Raw genomic sequence first — 14,071 nt, forward strand, 5'->3', positions numbered from 1 at the left:
TGACAAAGGTCGGCTGCGCACTTTTAAGGAGAAACAATGTCTCGCGAAATCAGCACAGAAAAAGCACCCGCAGCAATTGGCCCTTATGTGCAGGGCGTGGATCTCGGCAGCATGATCATCACTTCAGGCCAGATCCCTGTTGATCCGGCGACCGGTGCCGTGGCAGATGATGTGTCTGCGCAGGCGCGTCAGTCACTGGAGAACGTGAAGGCGATCGTGGAAGCTGCTGGCCTGAAAGTGGGCGACATTGTGAAAACCACCGTGTTCGTGAAAGATCTCAATGACTTCGCCACCGTTAACGCCACTTACGAAGCCTTCTTCACCGAGCACGATGCCAGCTTCCCAGCACGTTCTTGTGTGGAAGTGGCGCGTCTGCCAAAAGACGTGAAGATCGAGATTGAGGCGATTGCCGTACGTCGTTAAGTAAAGGCAATGCGCAATAAATTGCGCCGCTACAAATTTGTACTCAACTGTGGCGGCGCGATGAGTGTGTTAGAACATCACCTTAGCGACATCAATGCATGGCGTGCTCTTCACCCCCGTAGCGACGTAATTCCATGGTGTGCCATCCCCTCGTAGCGGCGTGATTGATCGCGCATCCGTTTATTTAGACGACCTCAGCAGCTTCTCTAGCGGCCTGACCAGCGCCAGCACGGTTTCATCCTGCACCTCGGCAGCGGCATCCAGTTTGGCATGCATCTCGGCCACTTCGCTGGCACCGTACGCCTGATTACGCTGCATCGCATTGACCAAATCGATGCCCATGCGGCTCAGTTGCGCCACCTGTTGAACCTGCTGCTGCAGCGGCTTGAGCTGATAGCTGCTCAGAATCAGCGGCATCACCGCGTCACTGTTGTTCTGCCAGCGCTGTAACTGCTGACGAATAACGTTGGCCGCCATGCGATCCTCACGATTGGCGATCAGTGCATCGACTTGTTTATCCAGTAACCGCACCGGTTCGCTTTCGGCAGGCAGTACATCCGCCAGACGATTGAGCGGCTCGAAATAGTCATAGTGCCCTGCCTGGAATTTCAGGTGCTGACGCGTGTAATACTGCGCCGGTTCCAGCACCTCCGCCAGCACGCGCAGCGGCGTGATATCGCTGGTGTTGGCCAGTCGCATCATCTGCACCTCCGCCTGCTGATGCTGCTGTAATCCCACCGACACCGTGCCCCAGCGATCCACCGCGTTTAAGCGTTGGTACATGTTGTCGCTGTCGGTGACATCCTTCGCCGACCACAGGCGCTCAGCCACCACAAAGGCACGCGGCCATAAACGCGTATCAATTACCCGGCTGTTGACGTTTTCCGCCCACAGCGCTGCTTCACCGCCAATCAGGTTGTTTTGCATTTGCTCAGGCGCTGGCACTGAAGGCTGAATACCGGTCGGCACCTGTGCCAGCTTGCTGCCCTCAGCGGGATAGCGCACATTGCCCACCAGCATGTAACCGGTCAGTTTGTCCTGCGTCAGAGTGACCATTGGCTGAAACGGCCCCATCCAGGTATCGACGCTAAAGGTCAACTGCGTGGGCGACAGCCAGCGAATATCACTCACCATACGCCGCGCTTTGCCGCTGAAATCAATAAAGCCACGCCAGCCGTTTTTAGCTTCCACCAGAGTGAAACTGCCTTTGACCGGGCTGCCCTTCAAACGCGGCATGGTGAACTGCCAGCTCTGCGCTTGCTCGTCGGCTTGAATCTGATCCTGACCCTGGAGTCCCTGCGGCCAGGGATCGTTGCGGTAGTGGTAGGCTGCGGTTTGCGGTTGATCGAGATAGAAACCGGTTGAGAGAATGCCACGGAAATCGTGCTTCGCCACCTCACCTAACGCATCCTGCCCCTGCCAGGACTGGATCAAAATGCTTTTCGGCAGATCCGGATGGTAAACCTCATCCCAGCCAATCATGCGACGTTGATGCGCTTCCAGGATCTTCTCCACCCGCTGATTGAACCACGCCTGTAATGCGTGCGTGTCTTTCAGACCATGGTCACGCATAAACTGCTGAATTTTCGGCGAGTCATTCCATTGGGTCGGATCCACTTCATCGCCGCCGATATGGATATAAGGATCGGGGAAGATCGCCGTAACCTCGCCCATTAGCGTATCGATGAAGGTGAAGACCGCTTCGTTGCTGGGATCGAGCAGCGGTTTAAACACGCCCCAGCCGCGTTCCATCTGGTACGGGCCCGGCGCGCTGAGCAGTTCTGGCATCGCCACCGCGATCGCCGAGGCGTGCCCCGGCACATCAATTTCCGGCACCACGCGCACGCCGCGCTGGGTGGCATAACGCACCACATCACGCATCTGTTGCTGCGTGTAGTAAAGGCCGTCGCTGGCCTTCTCCTGCAACTGCGGATAGTGGCTGGAGGCAAATCTCCAGCCCTGATCATCGGTCAGATGCCAGTGGAATACGTTCATTCGCGCTGCGGCGATACCGTCGATCTGCCGCTTCACCGTTTCAATCGGCAGGAAGTGGCGTGCCGAATCGATCAGCACCCCGCGCCACGGGAAGCGTGGTTTATCGTCAATGATGACGTAGGGGATCTGCGTTCCCGTCTCATTATTCTCAATCAACTGCAGCAGTGTCTCCATGCCGCGCATCGCACCGAAACGCGTGTTGGCTTTTAGCGTCACGCCGCCGCTGTTGACCTCAAGATGATAGCTCTCATCGCTGTCCGGTTGTGGCAAGGGATCCACTGCCTGGGCAATTTGTACCTGAATGGTGGCCTGATCGCTCGGCGCACTGGCGGGCAGCAGCGGCCAACCGGTTTGACGTGAAATGCGCGCACGCCAGCGCGCTTCAGCCCCCTCCAGATGATCGCCCGTAATATGCAGCGTGAATTGCGGTGTCAGCGTCAATGCGCCGCCGCTGGCAGGCTGCACCACTTTTTGCGGCCAGGGCATTAAAGGCAGATCAGAGGCGGGGGCGGCAACAGCGGAAAAAGTCAGGGATAAACAACAGGCGAGCAGCGTTCGTTGCAGAGGCATGTAAGGCATCCTTGTAATTAAATGACGGGCCAAAAATAGGCAAAAAAAAAATCATTAAACCTGCTTCGCATCGCAAATCAAGTTGTAAAAGTTCGAAGTTTGGTCTGCTTAAAACTTTTGAAGTTTAGTCCGCTTTACCATTGTGCGGCTTTCAATCTTCGTTATGTCTTCTTTGAGGCAGGTCAAAAACAGCGCGATTATTTTCCGCCAAAACACCATATATAGCGATTACACTCTGGTTAAACACCCATATGTAGTTCACGGAGAAAAAATGGCGACGGTGGTGATTAAGCGAGACGGCTGCAGAGTGCCGTTTGAAGCGCAGCGTATCGCGCTGGCGGTTCAGGCGGCGGCGCGAGCTGCACGGATAGAGGATGCGAGCTGGTGTACTCAGGTGGCTGAACAAGTGAGCCAGCGGCTGTCCGATCGCATTGAGGTAGATATCCGTGACATCCAGTGTGCAGTGGAAGAGACGCTGATGGCCGGGCGCTGGCCGCAGCTGGCGCGCGCGTATATCGAATATCGCCATGACCGTGATTTAGCCCGTGAACAGCGTGGCAAACTGCACCACGCGATTCGTGGCCTGGTTGAACAGACCAATGCCGCGTTGCTCAACGAAAACGCCAACAAAGACAGCAAAGTGATCCCCACCCAGCGCGACTTACTGGCAGGCATCGTTGCCAAACATTATGCCCAACAGCAGCTGCTGCCGCGTGATGTGGTTCTGTCGCATGAGCGCGGTGAGATCCACTATCACGATCTCGACTATTCGCCATTTTTCCCGATGTTTAACTGCATGTTGATCGATCTTCAGGGCATGTTGAACAACGGCTTCAAGATGGGCAACGCCGAAATCGAGCCGCCAAAATCCATTGCCACCGCGACGGCGGTGACAGCACAAATTATTGCGCAGGTCGCCAGCCATATTTACGGTGGTACCACCATCAACCGCATTGATGAAGTGCTGGCGCCGTTTGTGACGCTTAGTCTGGAGAAACATCGCGCCGTGGCACAGCAGTGGCAGATCCCGGATGCGGAAGCCTATGCGCGCGTGCGCACCGAGAAAGAGTGTTATGACGCATTCCAGTCTCTCGAATATGAGGTCAACACGCTGCACACTGCCAACGGGCAGACGCCGTTTGTCACCTTTGGCTTTGGTCTCGGCACCGATTGGGCCGCGCGCCTGATTCAGCAGTCGATTCTGCGTAATCGCATCGCAGGGTTGGGGAAAAACCATAAAACCGCGGTGTTCCCGAAACTGGTATTTGCCATCCGCGAAGGTGTGAATCGTCGTCCCGGTGATTTTAACTACGACATCAAACAGCTGGCGCTGGAGTGTGCCAGCAAGCGCATGTATCCCGACATTCTCAATTACGATAAGGTGGTAGAAGTCACCGGTTCGTTCAAAACCCCGATGGGCTGCCGCAGCTTCCTCGGCGTGTATGAGGAAAACGGTAAGCAGATTCACGAAGGGCGAAACAATATTGGGGTGATAAGCCTGAACCTGCCGCGCATTGCATTGGAAGCCAAAGGCAATGAAGCTCATTTCTGGCTGCTGCTGGATGAACGGCTTGAACTGGCTAAACGGGCATTGATGACGCGCATCGCCCGGCTGGAGAAAACCAAAGCACGCGTAGCGCCGATTCTCTACATGGAGGGCGCGTGTGGCGTACGTTTGAACGCTGATGACGAAGTCGGCGCGATTTTCCGCAACGGCCGTGCTTCGATCTCGCTCGGCTACATCGGCCTGCATGAAACGCTAAACGCGCTGAGCGGCAATGAAGTCCATCCGTATGATGCGCAGCACCTGCGGGAAAAAGGTGTGGCGATTGTACAGCGTCTGCGCGAAGCCGTGGATGCGTGGAAAGACGAGACAGGCTACGGTTTTAGCCTGTACAGCACGCCGAGCGAAAACCTGTGTGATCGCTTCTGCCGGCTCGATGCCGCCGAATTTGGTGTGGTGCCGGGCGTCACCGACAAAGGTTATTACACCAACAGCTTCCACCTCGACGTCGAAAAGAAAGTAAATCCCTTCGACAAGATCGATTTTGAAGCGCCCTATCCCGCCATCGCCAATGGCGGCTTCATCTGTTACGGCGAATACCCCAATATTCAACACAACCTCAAGGCGCTGGAGGATGTGTGGGATTACAGCTATCACCGCGTGCCCTATTACGGCACCAATACGCCCATCGATGAGTGCTACGAATGCGGCTTTACGGGTGAATTCAGTTGCACCAGCAAAGGCTTTACCTGTCCGTGCTGTGGTAACCACGATCCGGCACGGGTTTCCGTCACGCGCCGTGTTTGTGGCTATCTGGGCAGCCCAGATGCGCGGCCGTTCAATGCCGGTAAGCAGGAAGAGGTACAGCGCCGCGTTAAACATCTGGATACCGGACAGCTGGGATGATGCGTTTTCATCGCTATTACGCCGTCGATATCGTCAACGGGCCGGGCACCCGCTGCACGTTGTTTGTCTCGGGTTGTGAACATCAGTGCCGTGGCTGCTATAACCAAAGTACCTGGCGGCTCGATTCCGGTGATCCCTTCACGCTGGAGATGGAAGAGCAGCTGATTGCCGATCTCAAGGATCAGCGCATTCCACGTCAGGGGTTGTCGCTGAGCGGCGGCGATCCCCTGCATCCGCACAATGTGCCGCACATCCGTCGTCTGGTGAAACGCGTGCGGCGTGAATGCCCGGACAAAGATATCTGGCTGTGGACCGGCTATGAGATGGCGGAACTGAGCGCGGCACAGCGTGAAGTGGTGGCTGAAATTGATGTGCTGATCGACGGGCGGTTCGTGGAAGCGGAGAAAGATGCGCGGCTGCTATGGCGCGGCAGCCGCAATCAGAAGATCTGGTATTTACGTCAGCCACAGGGCGAGTGTGCCGAGGATCATGCCGCTGAGCGCCACGCCAATCAGCGCGATCCACAGCGCGCGCGCCGGGAAGGCACGGTGCAGCATCAGTAGCGATGGCACACTCACGGCGGGTAAGGTTACCAGCAGCGCCAGCGCAGGCGCGATCCCCATGCCCGCCAGCATCATGGTCTGTACAATGGGAATTTCTGCAGCGGTGGGAATGACAAACAAACAGCCCGCTATCGCCATCAGCATCACCCAAAACAGCGTATTGCCCACCGCACCATCGGCATGCGGGAATAGCCAGACTCGCGCAGCACCCAATAACAGCACGGCAACGATATACAGCGGGATGGTGTTCCAGAACAGCCGCCACATCACGCGCAGCCAGCGAGTCAGGAAGGGCTGTTCACTGCTTGCTGTTGTGACCAGCGGCGCTGCGACCCTGTTATCCGGCACGCTACGCTGCACCAGCGATGCAATGCCTGGCACCATGATCAAGCCCGCCACCAGCCGAATCGCCGCGAAGTGCCAACCCAGCACAAATCCCATAAAGATTAACGTGGCGAGATTTAATAGCGGATTGGCCAGCCAAAAGGCCATCGCCGCCCCGCTCGACACCTGCGACTGACGCAACCCCGCCGCCACTGGCGCGGCACAACAGGTGCACATCATGCCCGGCAAGCCTAAACCGGTGCCGATCAGCGTCGATCCAAACCGCGAGTTGCCCATTAAGCGAAGCAACCAGTTGCGCGGAATAAGCACCTGTACCAGCGATCCCAGCATCACACCTAACACTGCGGCTTTCCAGACGGCGAGGAAGTAAACCATCGCGTAATCCAGCGCCGCGCGCCACGGTGAATCCGCGGCATTCGCCAAAATGGATATGCCGATTGAATGGGTTTCAGCCGCTGTGAAGGCTTTGCCGTAATAGGGCTGCCATTTGACGTACCACAGGCCAATGACGACGACGGCGAGGAACAGCAAGGGTTTCCACCATGCGAAGCGCGCCGCTGGTGCAGAGGATGCAAGTTGGGTCATAGCAGATTCCGTATTCTACAGAATAACGAATGCCGCACCGGGGAGTGAGGCGGTTAGTCCATAGTGTTATTCAGGTTATTGGAATCTGCTACGCAAAGTTAGCGTAAGTTTGATCGGGCGCGGAAAATTAACTTTCGCCGGTTTTATCGCGCTGCCAAAGGATTTTTTTGCCGAAGCCCAGCGCGTTGTCAGTCATCTTCAGCTCATCCAACATAATCTCCCACAAGGGTGCCTGAACCTTGCGGGCAATCGGATAGCGTTTCTGGTAGGCATGCCGCGCCTGCGCTTCACGCTCTCCAGTAAGCTGCTGAATACGGCCACTGTACTGCACGCCTTTGATTAACAGCACGGTTTTTGGCTGGCCGTTGACTGTGCCCGCGACGCGCGACTGGGCCTGCATTAACATGCCGTGTCGCGTACCCGGTTCGGTCATCAACCAAAACGCCATTCGTGTTTCATCCAGCACGTAAAAGCAGTTGGCACACCACAGATCGTTGCCATTGCTGGCACATAATGACAGCGCACGCTGTTTTTTAAGAAAACGAATAAGATGAGAATGGTCAGACACAATGCAACTCCATGTGGCAGATAGCGAGGCTAGCCTAAGCGCGCTACACTGCCCAACAGCCATTTAACAGGAAAAGTCATATGCAACAGGGCTGGCAGCTCTATATGCTGCAAACCGCCGCCGGGATGCTTTATACAGGCATTACCACAGATGTTCATCGCCGCCTGCAGCAGCATCAATCCGGGAAAGGTGCGCGCGCATTGCGTGGCAAAGGTCCGCTGACGCTGGTGTTTAATTGCGATGCAGGCGACCGCTCGGCCGCTTCGCGTCTGGAGTATCAGGTGAAGCAACTCAGCCGCACGCAAAAGCTGCTGCTGGTATCGCAGCAGCCTTCATGCCTGAATGCGTGGTTTAATCGAAACGATTAAAAGGTTCGGAGAAAGCGATTAATCCTTCTGCGCCCGTAAATGCATCATCCGCTAATTTATAGACCTGAAATGCCGCTTCGCTACCCAACCAGCGACAGTGCAGGCCATGACGAGCAGCTGGTTCGAAGCCCAACGGGTTGTAGAATTCGGGGTCGCCCAATACCACCACGGCGCTGTAGCTGAACTCGTTCAGGGAATCGAGCCCTTCATACACCAGCTGTTTGGCAATGCCCTGCTTGCGCACGGATTCATCCACCGCCAGAGGCGCCAGCGCCACCCAATTGCGGTCTTCACCTTGTAAGGTCACCGGGCTAAAGGCGGCATAACCTAATACCTGCCCTTCATCATCCGTGGCCACTACACCTAGCGTTAATAAACCATCTTCACGCAGCTGCTGCACCAGTTCAGCCTCGGCGGAGGTCGCAAAACTACGCTTCAATAAGCTGTCGATGCCCGCCGCATCCACACCAATTTCAGTACGAATCAACATGAGATCCCCGCGCGCGCCTTAGCGGCCTTCGCGTCCTGTTTCATTCCTGCCTCAATAAAGGCAGCCAGCTGCTGCAACCCCGTGCGCAAAGGCGTAGGCATGGCATCCAGTTCAATGGCATCCATCAAATTCTTCACCTCCAAACCCAGCTCCGTGTCGCCCTCAATCACCAAACGGCGTTGAAAAAACAACATATCGGGGTCTGCTTTGCGTGCTGCCACCAGCAACAAGTCGTTGGCTTCACCGCGGAACCAGACATCTGCCTCGGCGTCGCGTGAAACGGTCAGGCGTCCATTCTGCAAGGTGGTGATCCAGCGCAGATTCACATCTGCAATCTCAATCCCAAGAAAGCGCCCTTCCAGAAAGTCTAACTCACCTTCAGACAAAGCATGACGAAATTGCCAGTTTAAGAGTTGTTGCAAAACCACTTTTTTTACAGGGAATGGGGTGAATGAAATAGGTAAGGCAAGGAATTCTGGGCCTTTTTTCACCATCAGGCCGCGTAAGCGCGAAAACATCATCAACAATCCCTTCAGAAAATTTTACCTATATTGCCACATCCAGGCGCCCTCGCCTCCACTGAGATCAAGGAAATTGCGGAACAATTGATTAAATAATCTTCACTCTGCATGCTGACTGACGCTTTCACTGCCTTAAATCAACATTCACGCCTGTCGCCTTCCCTACACTTTAACGCTTCGGAATTCGGGGGAGGAAATGTATGGAACTGCTGTGTCCAGCGGGGAATTTACCTGCGCTGAAATCGGCGGTGGAGCATGGCGCCGATGCAGTGTATGTCGGTTTGAAAGATGACACCAATGCCCGCCACTTTGCTGGCCTTAATTTTACTGACAAGAAGCTGGCAGAAGCGTCGCGCTTCCTGCACCAGCATCGCCGCAAGCTGCACGTGGCCATCAATACCTTTGCCCATCCTGATGGGATGAATCGCTGGCAAACGGCCATTGATGTGGCGGCGCAGAACGGCGCAGATGCCTTGATTCTCGCCGATATCGCTACGCTGGAGTATGCCGCGCAGCGTTATCCGCAGGTGGAACGCCACCTTTCCGTGCAAGCTTCGGCGACAAATTTGCAGGCCATCCACTTTTACCATCGCCATTTCGATCTCAGCCGCGTGGTGTTGCCGCGCGTACTGTCGATGCATCAGGTTAAACAGCTGGCGCGTGAAACACCGGTGCCGCTGGAAGTCTTTGCCTTTGGCAGCCTGTGCATTATGGCGGAAGGCCGTTGCTATCTCTCCTCCTGGCTGACGGGGGAATCACCCAACAGTGCGGGTGCCTGCTCGCCGGCAAAATTCGTGCGCTGGCAGCAAACGCCGCTGGGGATGGAATCACGCCTGAATGAAGTGCTGATTGATCGTTACAGCGCCGATGAGAGCGCCGGTTATCCCACGCTGTGTAAAGGGCGCTATCAAGTGGATGACCAGCGCTATCACGTGCTGGAAGAACCCACCAGCCTGAATACCTTATCGCTGTTGCCGGAGTTGCTTCGCGCCAATATTGCTTCGGTAAAAATTGAAGGCCGCCAGCGCAGTCCGGCTTATGTGGCGCAAGTAGCAAAAGTGTGGCGCCAGGCGATTGATCGCTGCATGGCCTCGCCCGAGCAATTCGCGGTGCAGGAACCCTGGATGCGCGCGTTGGGCGAACTTTCTGAAGGTAGCCAGACCACGCTCGGTGCCTATCACCGCAGCTGGCAGTGAGGAGATGCTATGAAATATGCCATCGGGCCGGTGCTGTGGTACTGGCCAACGGAAACGCTGGAACGCTTTTATCAGCAGGCTGCCGTCAGCTCTGCTGACATCATCTACCTCGGCGAAGCGGTATGCAGTAAACGTCGTGCAACCTCATTCCAGCAATGGATGGAATTAGCACGCCACCTGGCACAACACGGTAAACAGGTCGTGCTCAGCACGCTGGCGCTGTTGCAGTCGCCTTCGGAAGTCAAAGAGCTGCGGCGCTATGTGGAGAACGGTGAGTTTTTGCTGGAAGCCAACGACATCGGCACCGTTAACATGGCAGCCGAACGTAAGCTGCCGTTTGTCGCCGGGCCGACGCTTAACGTCTACAACGCGCAAACGCTACAGTTGCTGCTCAAAGAGGGTATGACGCGCTGGTGTTTACCGGTCGAGATGTCGCGCGACTGGCTGATTCAACTGTTGCAGCAGTGCGATGCCGCAGGCCTGCGCGACAAGTTCGAAGTGGAGGTATTGGGCTATGGCCATCTGCCGCTGGCGCTGTCGGCACGCTGCTTTACCGCCCGCTCCGAAAATCGCGCCAAAGATGACTGTCAAACTTGCTGTATTCACTATCCCACTGGCCGCCGCGTGCTGTCACTGGAGGGCCAACAGGTGTTTGTGTTGAATGGCATCCAGACCATGAGCGGCTACTGTTATAACCTTGGTAACGATTTGGCCGGCATGCATAACTGGATCGACATCGTACGCCTCTCGCCGCAGGATGAAACCACGCTAACAGAGGTTGCTCGCTTCCGTGCGAACGAAGCCGGTGAAGCGCCGCTGATGATGGCGCGCGGCAGTGAATGCAACGGTTACTGGCGTCGTTTGGCGGGTATGGCGCTTGAAGGCGGACGGTAAAGGCACATTCCGGCTATATTCCTGCTGTTAATAGCAGTTTTAATATGGGTAATGATGCGTAATACTGACTGGCGCAGGTCTGATAACACCTGCGCCATCATTATCTGGAGTGCCCATGTCTGAGAAAAAAAACGTTCGCCTGTCCGTGCTGGATCTTGCACCTATCCCGCAAGGTTCTGCTGCGCGCGAAGCTTTCCACAATTCGCTGGCGCTGGCGCGTCAATCTGAAGCCCTTGGTTTCCATCGTTACTGGCTCGCTGAGCACCACAACATGACCGGTATCGCCAGTGCGGCAACCTCCGTGTTGATTGGCTATCTGGCCGCGAATACCGAAACTCTGCGCCTCGGATCTGGCGGTATTATGCTGCCCAACCACGCACCGCTGGTGATCGCTGAACAGTTTGGTACGCTCGAATCCTTATACCCTGGCCGTATTGATTTAGGGCTGGGCCGTGCGCCAGGTTCTGACCAGCGCACCATGCTCGCACTGCGCCGCCATCTCTCCAGCGCCCAGGCGGATAGCTTCCCGGAAGATGTAGCAGAACTGATTCGTTGGTTTGATGCCGAAGAGGGTGAGCATCCTCCGGTACAACCGGTACCGGGTTTAGGCTTAAAAATTCCAGTCTGGTTATTGGGTTCCAGCCTCTACAGCGCACAACTGGCTGCACAGCTCGGCTTGCCGTTCGCCTTTGCTTCCCACTTTGCACCGGACCTGTTGTTCCAGGCTTTGCATCTCTATCGTGAGAAATTTAAGCCTTCTGCGCGTCTGGCGAAACCTTATGCCATGGTGTGCGTCAACGTGGTCGCGGCGGATAGCGAACGCGATGCGCGCTTCCTGTTTACCTCGATGCAGCAGCAATTTATTAATCTGCGCCGGGGCAAACCGGGCCCGCTGCCTGCACCTGTCGAAAACATGGATAACCTCTGGTCGCCATCGGAGCAGTACGGTGTACAGCAGGCGTTGAGCATGTCGATTGTCGGCGATAGCGACAAAGTGCGTCAGGGATTAGCCGCGCTGATGCGCGAAACGCAGGCCGATGAAATCATGGTTAATGGCCAGATTTTCGACCCGCAAGCCCGTCTGCGTTCCTTCGCACTGGCGATGGAAGCGGCACGCTCGCTGTAACGTTTACTGCTGTGGGGTCAATCCTTCTGGCCCCACAGCCACCATACGCACATCACGAGCCGGCGATTGCCCGTAAAAACGGCTGTATTCACGGCTAAACTGCGAAGCGCTCTGATACCCCACGCGATACCCTGCGGTTCCCGCATCTAACTTATCAATCAACATCAAACGCCGCGCTTCGTTAAGACGTAACTGCTTTTGATACTGCATTGGTGTCATGGCCGTGACCGATTTGAAATGATGGTGCAGCGACGAAATACTCATGCCCACGCTACTGGCCAGCTGATCCATCTTGAGCGGCTGATGAAAGTTTTCACGTAGCCAGCGTGCCGCGCGCGCCACTTTGTTGCCCGGCCGCTCCGTCAACGCCATGTTGAGGATGCGGGGTCCTTCCGGCCCGGTAAGGAGTCGATAGAAAATCTCTTGCTCAATTAACGGTGCCAGCGCCGGAATATCCTGGGGCTGATCCAACAGCTCAATCAGGCGGATCACGGCATCGACCAGGGGCGGCGCCACTTTGTGTACCGTAATCCCACGTTCATTGGTTACCGTTGCGCCAATCTGCTGCAGCGGGAAATGTTCGAGGTAGTGCATCAGGCGCGTTTCATTGATGGTGATCCCGACGCCCAGATTCGGTTTCTCCTCCGTGGCCTGCACCACGCAGGATTGCACCGGCATATCCAGCGTCACTAGCAGCAGATCGCCCGGTCCGTAATGCATCACGTCGTCACCCATGCGCAATGCTTTTTGCCCTTGCGCCACCAGTGCAAAACTGGCCCAGGTGGCAATGTGCGACAGGCTCGTGGGTTTGGAGCTTCGGCCAAAAGAGAGAAAATCGATGGGGCTGAAGTGGCGGCCATCTTCCGGGGTATGGCGAGCGATCATCGCCACCAACTGCTGCCACTGTTCCTGATGAATCATGCGTTGCGCACTCCGTGATGAGTGATCACTGTCCCCGCATTCTCGCCTTTCGCTCGCGTTACGCCTAGTCCCTGCACAACACATTTGCAGGATTGTGCAAAAAGCTTGCAGGATTGCGCTACCGCAAAATTGTATGGACAGCGCATGCTTACCCTTCCCCGAATTCTCAGGTGGAGAGACACAATGAAAGCACTTGAAGGCAAAATCGCGCTGGTGACGGGCGCCTCGAAAGGCATTGGCGCCGCCATTGCTATGACTTTCGCGGCGGCCGGCGCTCGCGTCATTGTTAATTACCGCCAGGATGAAGCGGGTGCTGCAGATGTGGTCGCGGACATCTGCGAGCTGGGCAGCGATGCCATTGCGGTACAAGCAGATATCTCTCGCGAGGCCGATGTGCAGCGTTTATTCGCGCGCAGCATCGAGCAGTTTGGCGCGCCGGATATCGTGGTCAACAATGCCGGTATTTTCCATCATGGCGATTTCGCCGAACTCAGCCTCAGTGAAATGCAGCAGCAGCTCAATGTAAATGTATTGGGCACGTTACTGGTCTGCCAGCAGGCGGCGAAACATTTCCCGGCTCGCGGGGGCACCATCATTAACTTGAGCGCCCTTAACAGCCAACGCAGCACACCGGGCTCGGTGTTATGGGCAGCGACCAAAGGGGCAATTGATACCTTAACGCAGGGCCTGGCTCGTGAATTGGGGCCACGTAATATTCGCGTCAATGCGCTGGCACCAGGAATCATCCTGACCGAAGGTTTACTGGCAGCGAAGAAGATGAATCCGGATGTCAAAGCGAAGCTGATCGCTGCTACGCCGTTGGGACGATTTGGTCTGCCGGAAGATGTGGCGCAGGTTGCCCTGTTTCTGGCATCAGAAGAGTCAGCCTACGTCAGTGGAGAGCGGGTGTTAATTGCCGGCGGCGTGTAACGTTTAATTTACGAACATAAAAAAGGGACGCCATGGCGTCTAATGCCGATCAGTTAAGGATCAGTTGAACGATCCAGTGGCTGTGTAAGAATCCGGAAACGCTTCGTTTCCGGATTTTTTTATGCAGCTCAGTCAGGCCCTTGATATCGTCTCTCGTTACGATTCT

14 protein-coding genes are annotated in these 14,071 nt (G+C 55.9%); 8 read left to right on the top strand and 6 right to left on the bottom strand.

The genetic code is table 11. The annotated features are described in order from the left end of the window. Positions 1-36: 36 nt before the first annotated feature. On the top strand, positions 37-423 hold the full coding sequence (gene ridA, locus F3J37_RS22605; protein ID WP_084934256.1) for a 2-iminobutanoate/2-iminopropanoate deaminase: 387 nt from the start codon (positions 37-39) through the stop codon (positions 421-423). 180 nt (positions 424-603) lie between these two features. Here the strand turns inward: ridA and F3J37_RS22610 are convergent, their stop codons facing one another. Next, positions 604-2,988 (bottom strand): beta-N-acetylhexosaminidase, encoded by a 2,385-nt coding sequence (locus F3J37_RS22610; protein WP_166935964.1) that lies wholly within the window; start codon positions 2,986-2,988, stop codon positions 604-606. 271 nt (positions 2,989-3,259) lie between these two features. On the opposite strand from F3J37_RS22610, the gene nrdD reads away from it, so the two are divergent. Then, entirely contained in the window at positions 3,260-5,398 is a 2,139-nt protein-coding gene (gene nrdD, locus F3J37_RS22615) for an anaerobic ribonucleoside-triphosphate reductase (RefSeq protein ID WP_166935966.1), read from the top strand. Then, entirely contained in the window at positions 5,395-5,961 is a 567-nt protein-coding gene (gene nrdG / locus F3J37_RS22620) for an anaerobic ribonucleoside-triphosphate reductase-activating protein (RefSeq protein WP_166935968.1), read from the top strand. Before nrdD ends, nrdG begins: the two co-directional genes overlap by 4 nt. Here nrdG and F3J37_RS22625 read toward each other — a convergent pair. Both F3J37_RS22625 and F3J37_RS22630 read right to left on the bottom strand, forming a co-directional pair. Beyond that, the gene (locus tag F3J37_RS22625) at positions 5,854-6,891 is read right to left on the bottom strand and encodes a permease (RefSeq protein WP_166935970.1); all 1,038 of its coding nucleotides are present in this window, start codon (positions 6,889-6,891) and stop codon (positions 5,854-5,856) included. The two genes, nrdG and F3J37_RS22625, sit on opposite strands and share 108 nt — an antisense overlap. 127 nt (positions 6,892-7,018) lie before the next feature. Beyond that, positions 7,019-7,459: a YhbP family protein gene (locus tag F3J37_RS22630; RefSeq protein WP_166935972.1), complete on the bottom strand. Its 441-nt coding sequence runs from the start codon at positions 7,457-7,459 to the stop codon at positions 7,019-7,021. Between the two features lie 80 nt (positions 7,460-7,539). Between F3J37_RS22630 and F3J37_RS22635 the strand changes: the two genes are divergently transcribed. After that, a complete protein-coding gene (locus tag F3J37_RS22635; RefSeq protein ID WP_058959440.1) occupies positions 7,540-7,827 on the top strand; it encodes a GIY-YIG nuclease family protein in 288 nt (95 codons plus the stop codon). On the opposite strand, the gene F3J37_RS22640 is transcribed toward F3J37_RS22635, so the two are convergent. Both F3J37_RS22640 and ubiT read right to left on the bottom strand, forming a co-directional pair. Continuing rightward, positions 7,811-8,317 (bottom strand): GNAT family N-acetyltransferase, encoded by a 507-nt coding sequence (locus F3J37_RS22640; protein WP_034826492.1) that lies wholly within the window; start codon positions 8,315-8,317, stop codon positions 7,811-7,813. The two genes, F3J37_RS22635 and F3J37_RS22640, sit on opposite strands and share 17 nt — an antisense overlap. Beyond that, complete coding sequence (ubiT, locus tag F3J37_RS22645; RefSeq protein WP_166935983.1) at positions 8,311-8,835, bottom strand: ubiquinone anaerobic biosynthesis accessory factor UbiT; 525 nt, start codon at positions 8,833-8,835, stop codon at positions 8,311-8,313. The genes F3J37_RS22640 and ubiT overlap by 7 nt, the downstream gene beginning before the upstream one ends. Before the next feature lie 203 nt (positions 8,836-9,038). Between ubiT and ubiU the strand changes: the two genes are divergently transcribed. The 3 genes from ubiU to F3J37_RS22660 all read left to right on the top strand — a co-directional run bounded on the left by ubiU (position 9,039) and on the right by F3J37_RS22660 (position 12,054). Beyond that, on the top strand, positions 9,039-10,034 hold the full coding sequence (ubiU, locus tag F3J37_RS22650) for a ubiquinone anaerobic biosynthesis protein UbiU (RefSeq protein ID WP_166935974.1): 996 nt from the start codon (positions 9,039-9,041) through the stop codon (positions 10,032-10,034). Positions 10,035-10,043: 9 nt separating this feature from the next. Then, entirely contained in the window at positions 10,044-10,928 is an 885-nt protein-coding gene (locus F3J37_RS22655; RefSeq protein WP_166935976.1) for a U32 family peptidase, read from the top strand. A 115-nt stretch (positions 10,929-11,043) separates the two neighbouring features. Next, entirely contained in the window at positions 11,044-12,054 is a 1,011-nt protein-coding gene (locus tag F3J37_RS22660; protein ID WP_034826498.1) for a luciferase-like monooxygenase, read from the top strand. A 3-nt stretch (positions 12,055-12,057) separates the two neighbouring features. Here the strand turns inward: F3J37_RS22660 and F3J37_RS22665 are convergent, their stop codons facing one another. Next, positions 12,058-12,975, bottom strand: a complete 918-nt coding sequence (locus tag F3J37_RS22665; protein WP_166935977.1) for an AraC family transcriptional regulator — start codon at positions 12,973-12,975, stop codon at positions 12,058-12,060. A 183-nt stretch (positions 12,976-13,158) separates the two neighbouring features. Here F3J37_RS22665 and F3J37_RS22670 point away from each other — a divergent pair, with 183 nt between their 5' ends. After that, positions 13,159-13,905: an SDR family NAD(P)-dependent oxidoreductase gene (locus tag F3J37_RS22670; protein WP_034826502.1), complete on the top strand. Its 747-nt coding sequence runs from the start codon at positions 13,159-13,161 to the stop codon at positions 13,903-13,905. Positions 13,906-14,071: the final 166 nt, after the last annotated feature.

The organism is Candidatus Pantoea communis, from assembly GCF_011752685.1.
GTDB lineage: Bacteria > Pseudomonadota > Gammaproteobacteria > Enterobacterales > Enterobacteriaceae > Pantoea > Pantoea communis.

What these genes read in the sequence shown, in the direction of transcription:
- ridA (WP_084934256.1), top strand. Translation starts at nt 37, where the DNA reads ATGTCTCGCGAAATCAGCACAGAAAAAGCACCCGCAGCAATTGGCCCT.
- F3J37_RS22610 (WP_166935964.1), bottom strand. Translation starts at nt 2,988, where the DNA reads ATGCCTCTGCAACGAACGCTGCTCGCCTGTTGTTTATCCCTGACTTTT.
- nrdD (WP_166935966.1), top strand. Translation starts at nt 3,260, where the DNA reads ATGGCGACGGTGGTGATTAAGCGAGACGGCTGCAGAGTGCCGTTTGAA.
- nrdG (WP_166935968.1), top strand. Translation starts at nt 5,395, where the DNA reads ATGATGCGTTTTCATCGCTATTACGCCGTCGATATCGTCAACGGGCCG.
- F3J37_RS22625 (WP_166935970.1), bottom strand. Translation starts at nt 6,891, where the DNA reads ATGACCCAACTTGCATCCTCTGCACCAGCGGCGCGCTTCGCATGGTGG.
- F3J37_RS22635 (WP_058959440.1), top strand. Translation starts at nt 7,540, where the DNA reads ATGCAACAGGGCTGGCAGCTCTATATGCTGCAAACCGCCGCCGGGATG.
- F3J37_RS22640 (WP_034826492.1), bottom strand. Translation starts at nt 8,317, where the DNA reads ATGTTGATTCGTACTGAAATTGGTGTGGATGCGGCGGGCATCGACAGC.
- ubiT (WP_166935983.1), bottom strand. Translation starts at nt 8,835, where the DNA reads ATGTTTTCGCGCTTACGCGGCCTGATGGTGAAAAAAGGCCCAGAATTC.
- ubiU (WP_166935974.1), top strand. Translation starts at nt 9,039, where the DNA reads ATGGAACTGCTGTGTCCAGCGGGGAATTTACCTGCGCTGAAATCGGCG.
- F3J37_RS22655 (WP_166935976.1), top strand. Translation starts at nt 10,044, where the DNA reads ATGAAATATGCCATCGGGCCGGTGCTGTGGTACTGGCCAACGGAAACG.
- F3J37_RS22660 (WP_034826498.1), top strand. Translation starts at nt 11,044, where the DNA reads ATGTCTGAGAAAAAAAACGTTCGCCTGTCCGTGCTGGATCTTGCACCT.
- F3J37_RS22665 (WP_166935977.1), bottom strand. Translation starts at nt 12,975, where the DNA reads ATGATTCATCAGGAACAGTGGCAGCAGTTGGTGGCGATGATCGCTCGC.
- F3J37_RS22670 (WP_034826502.1), top strand. Translation starts at nt 13,159, where the DNA reads ATGAAAGCACTTGAAGGCAAAATCGCGCTGGTGACGGGCGCCTCGAAA.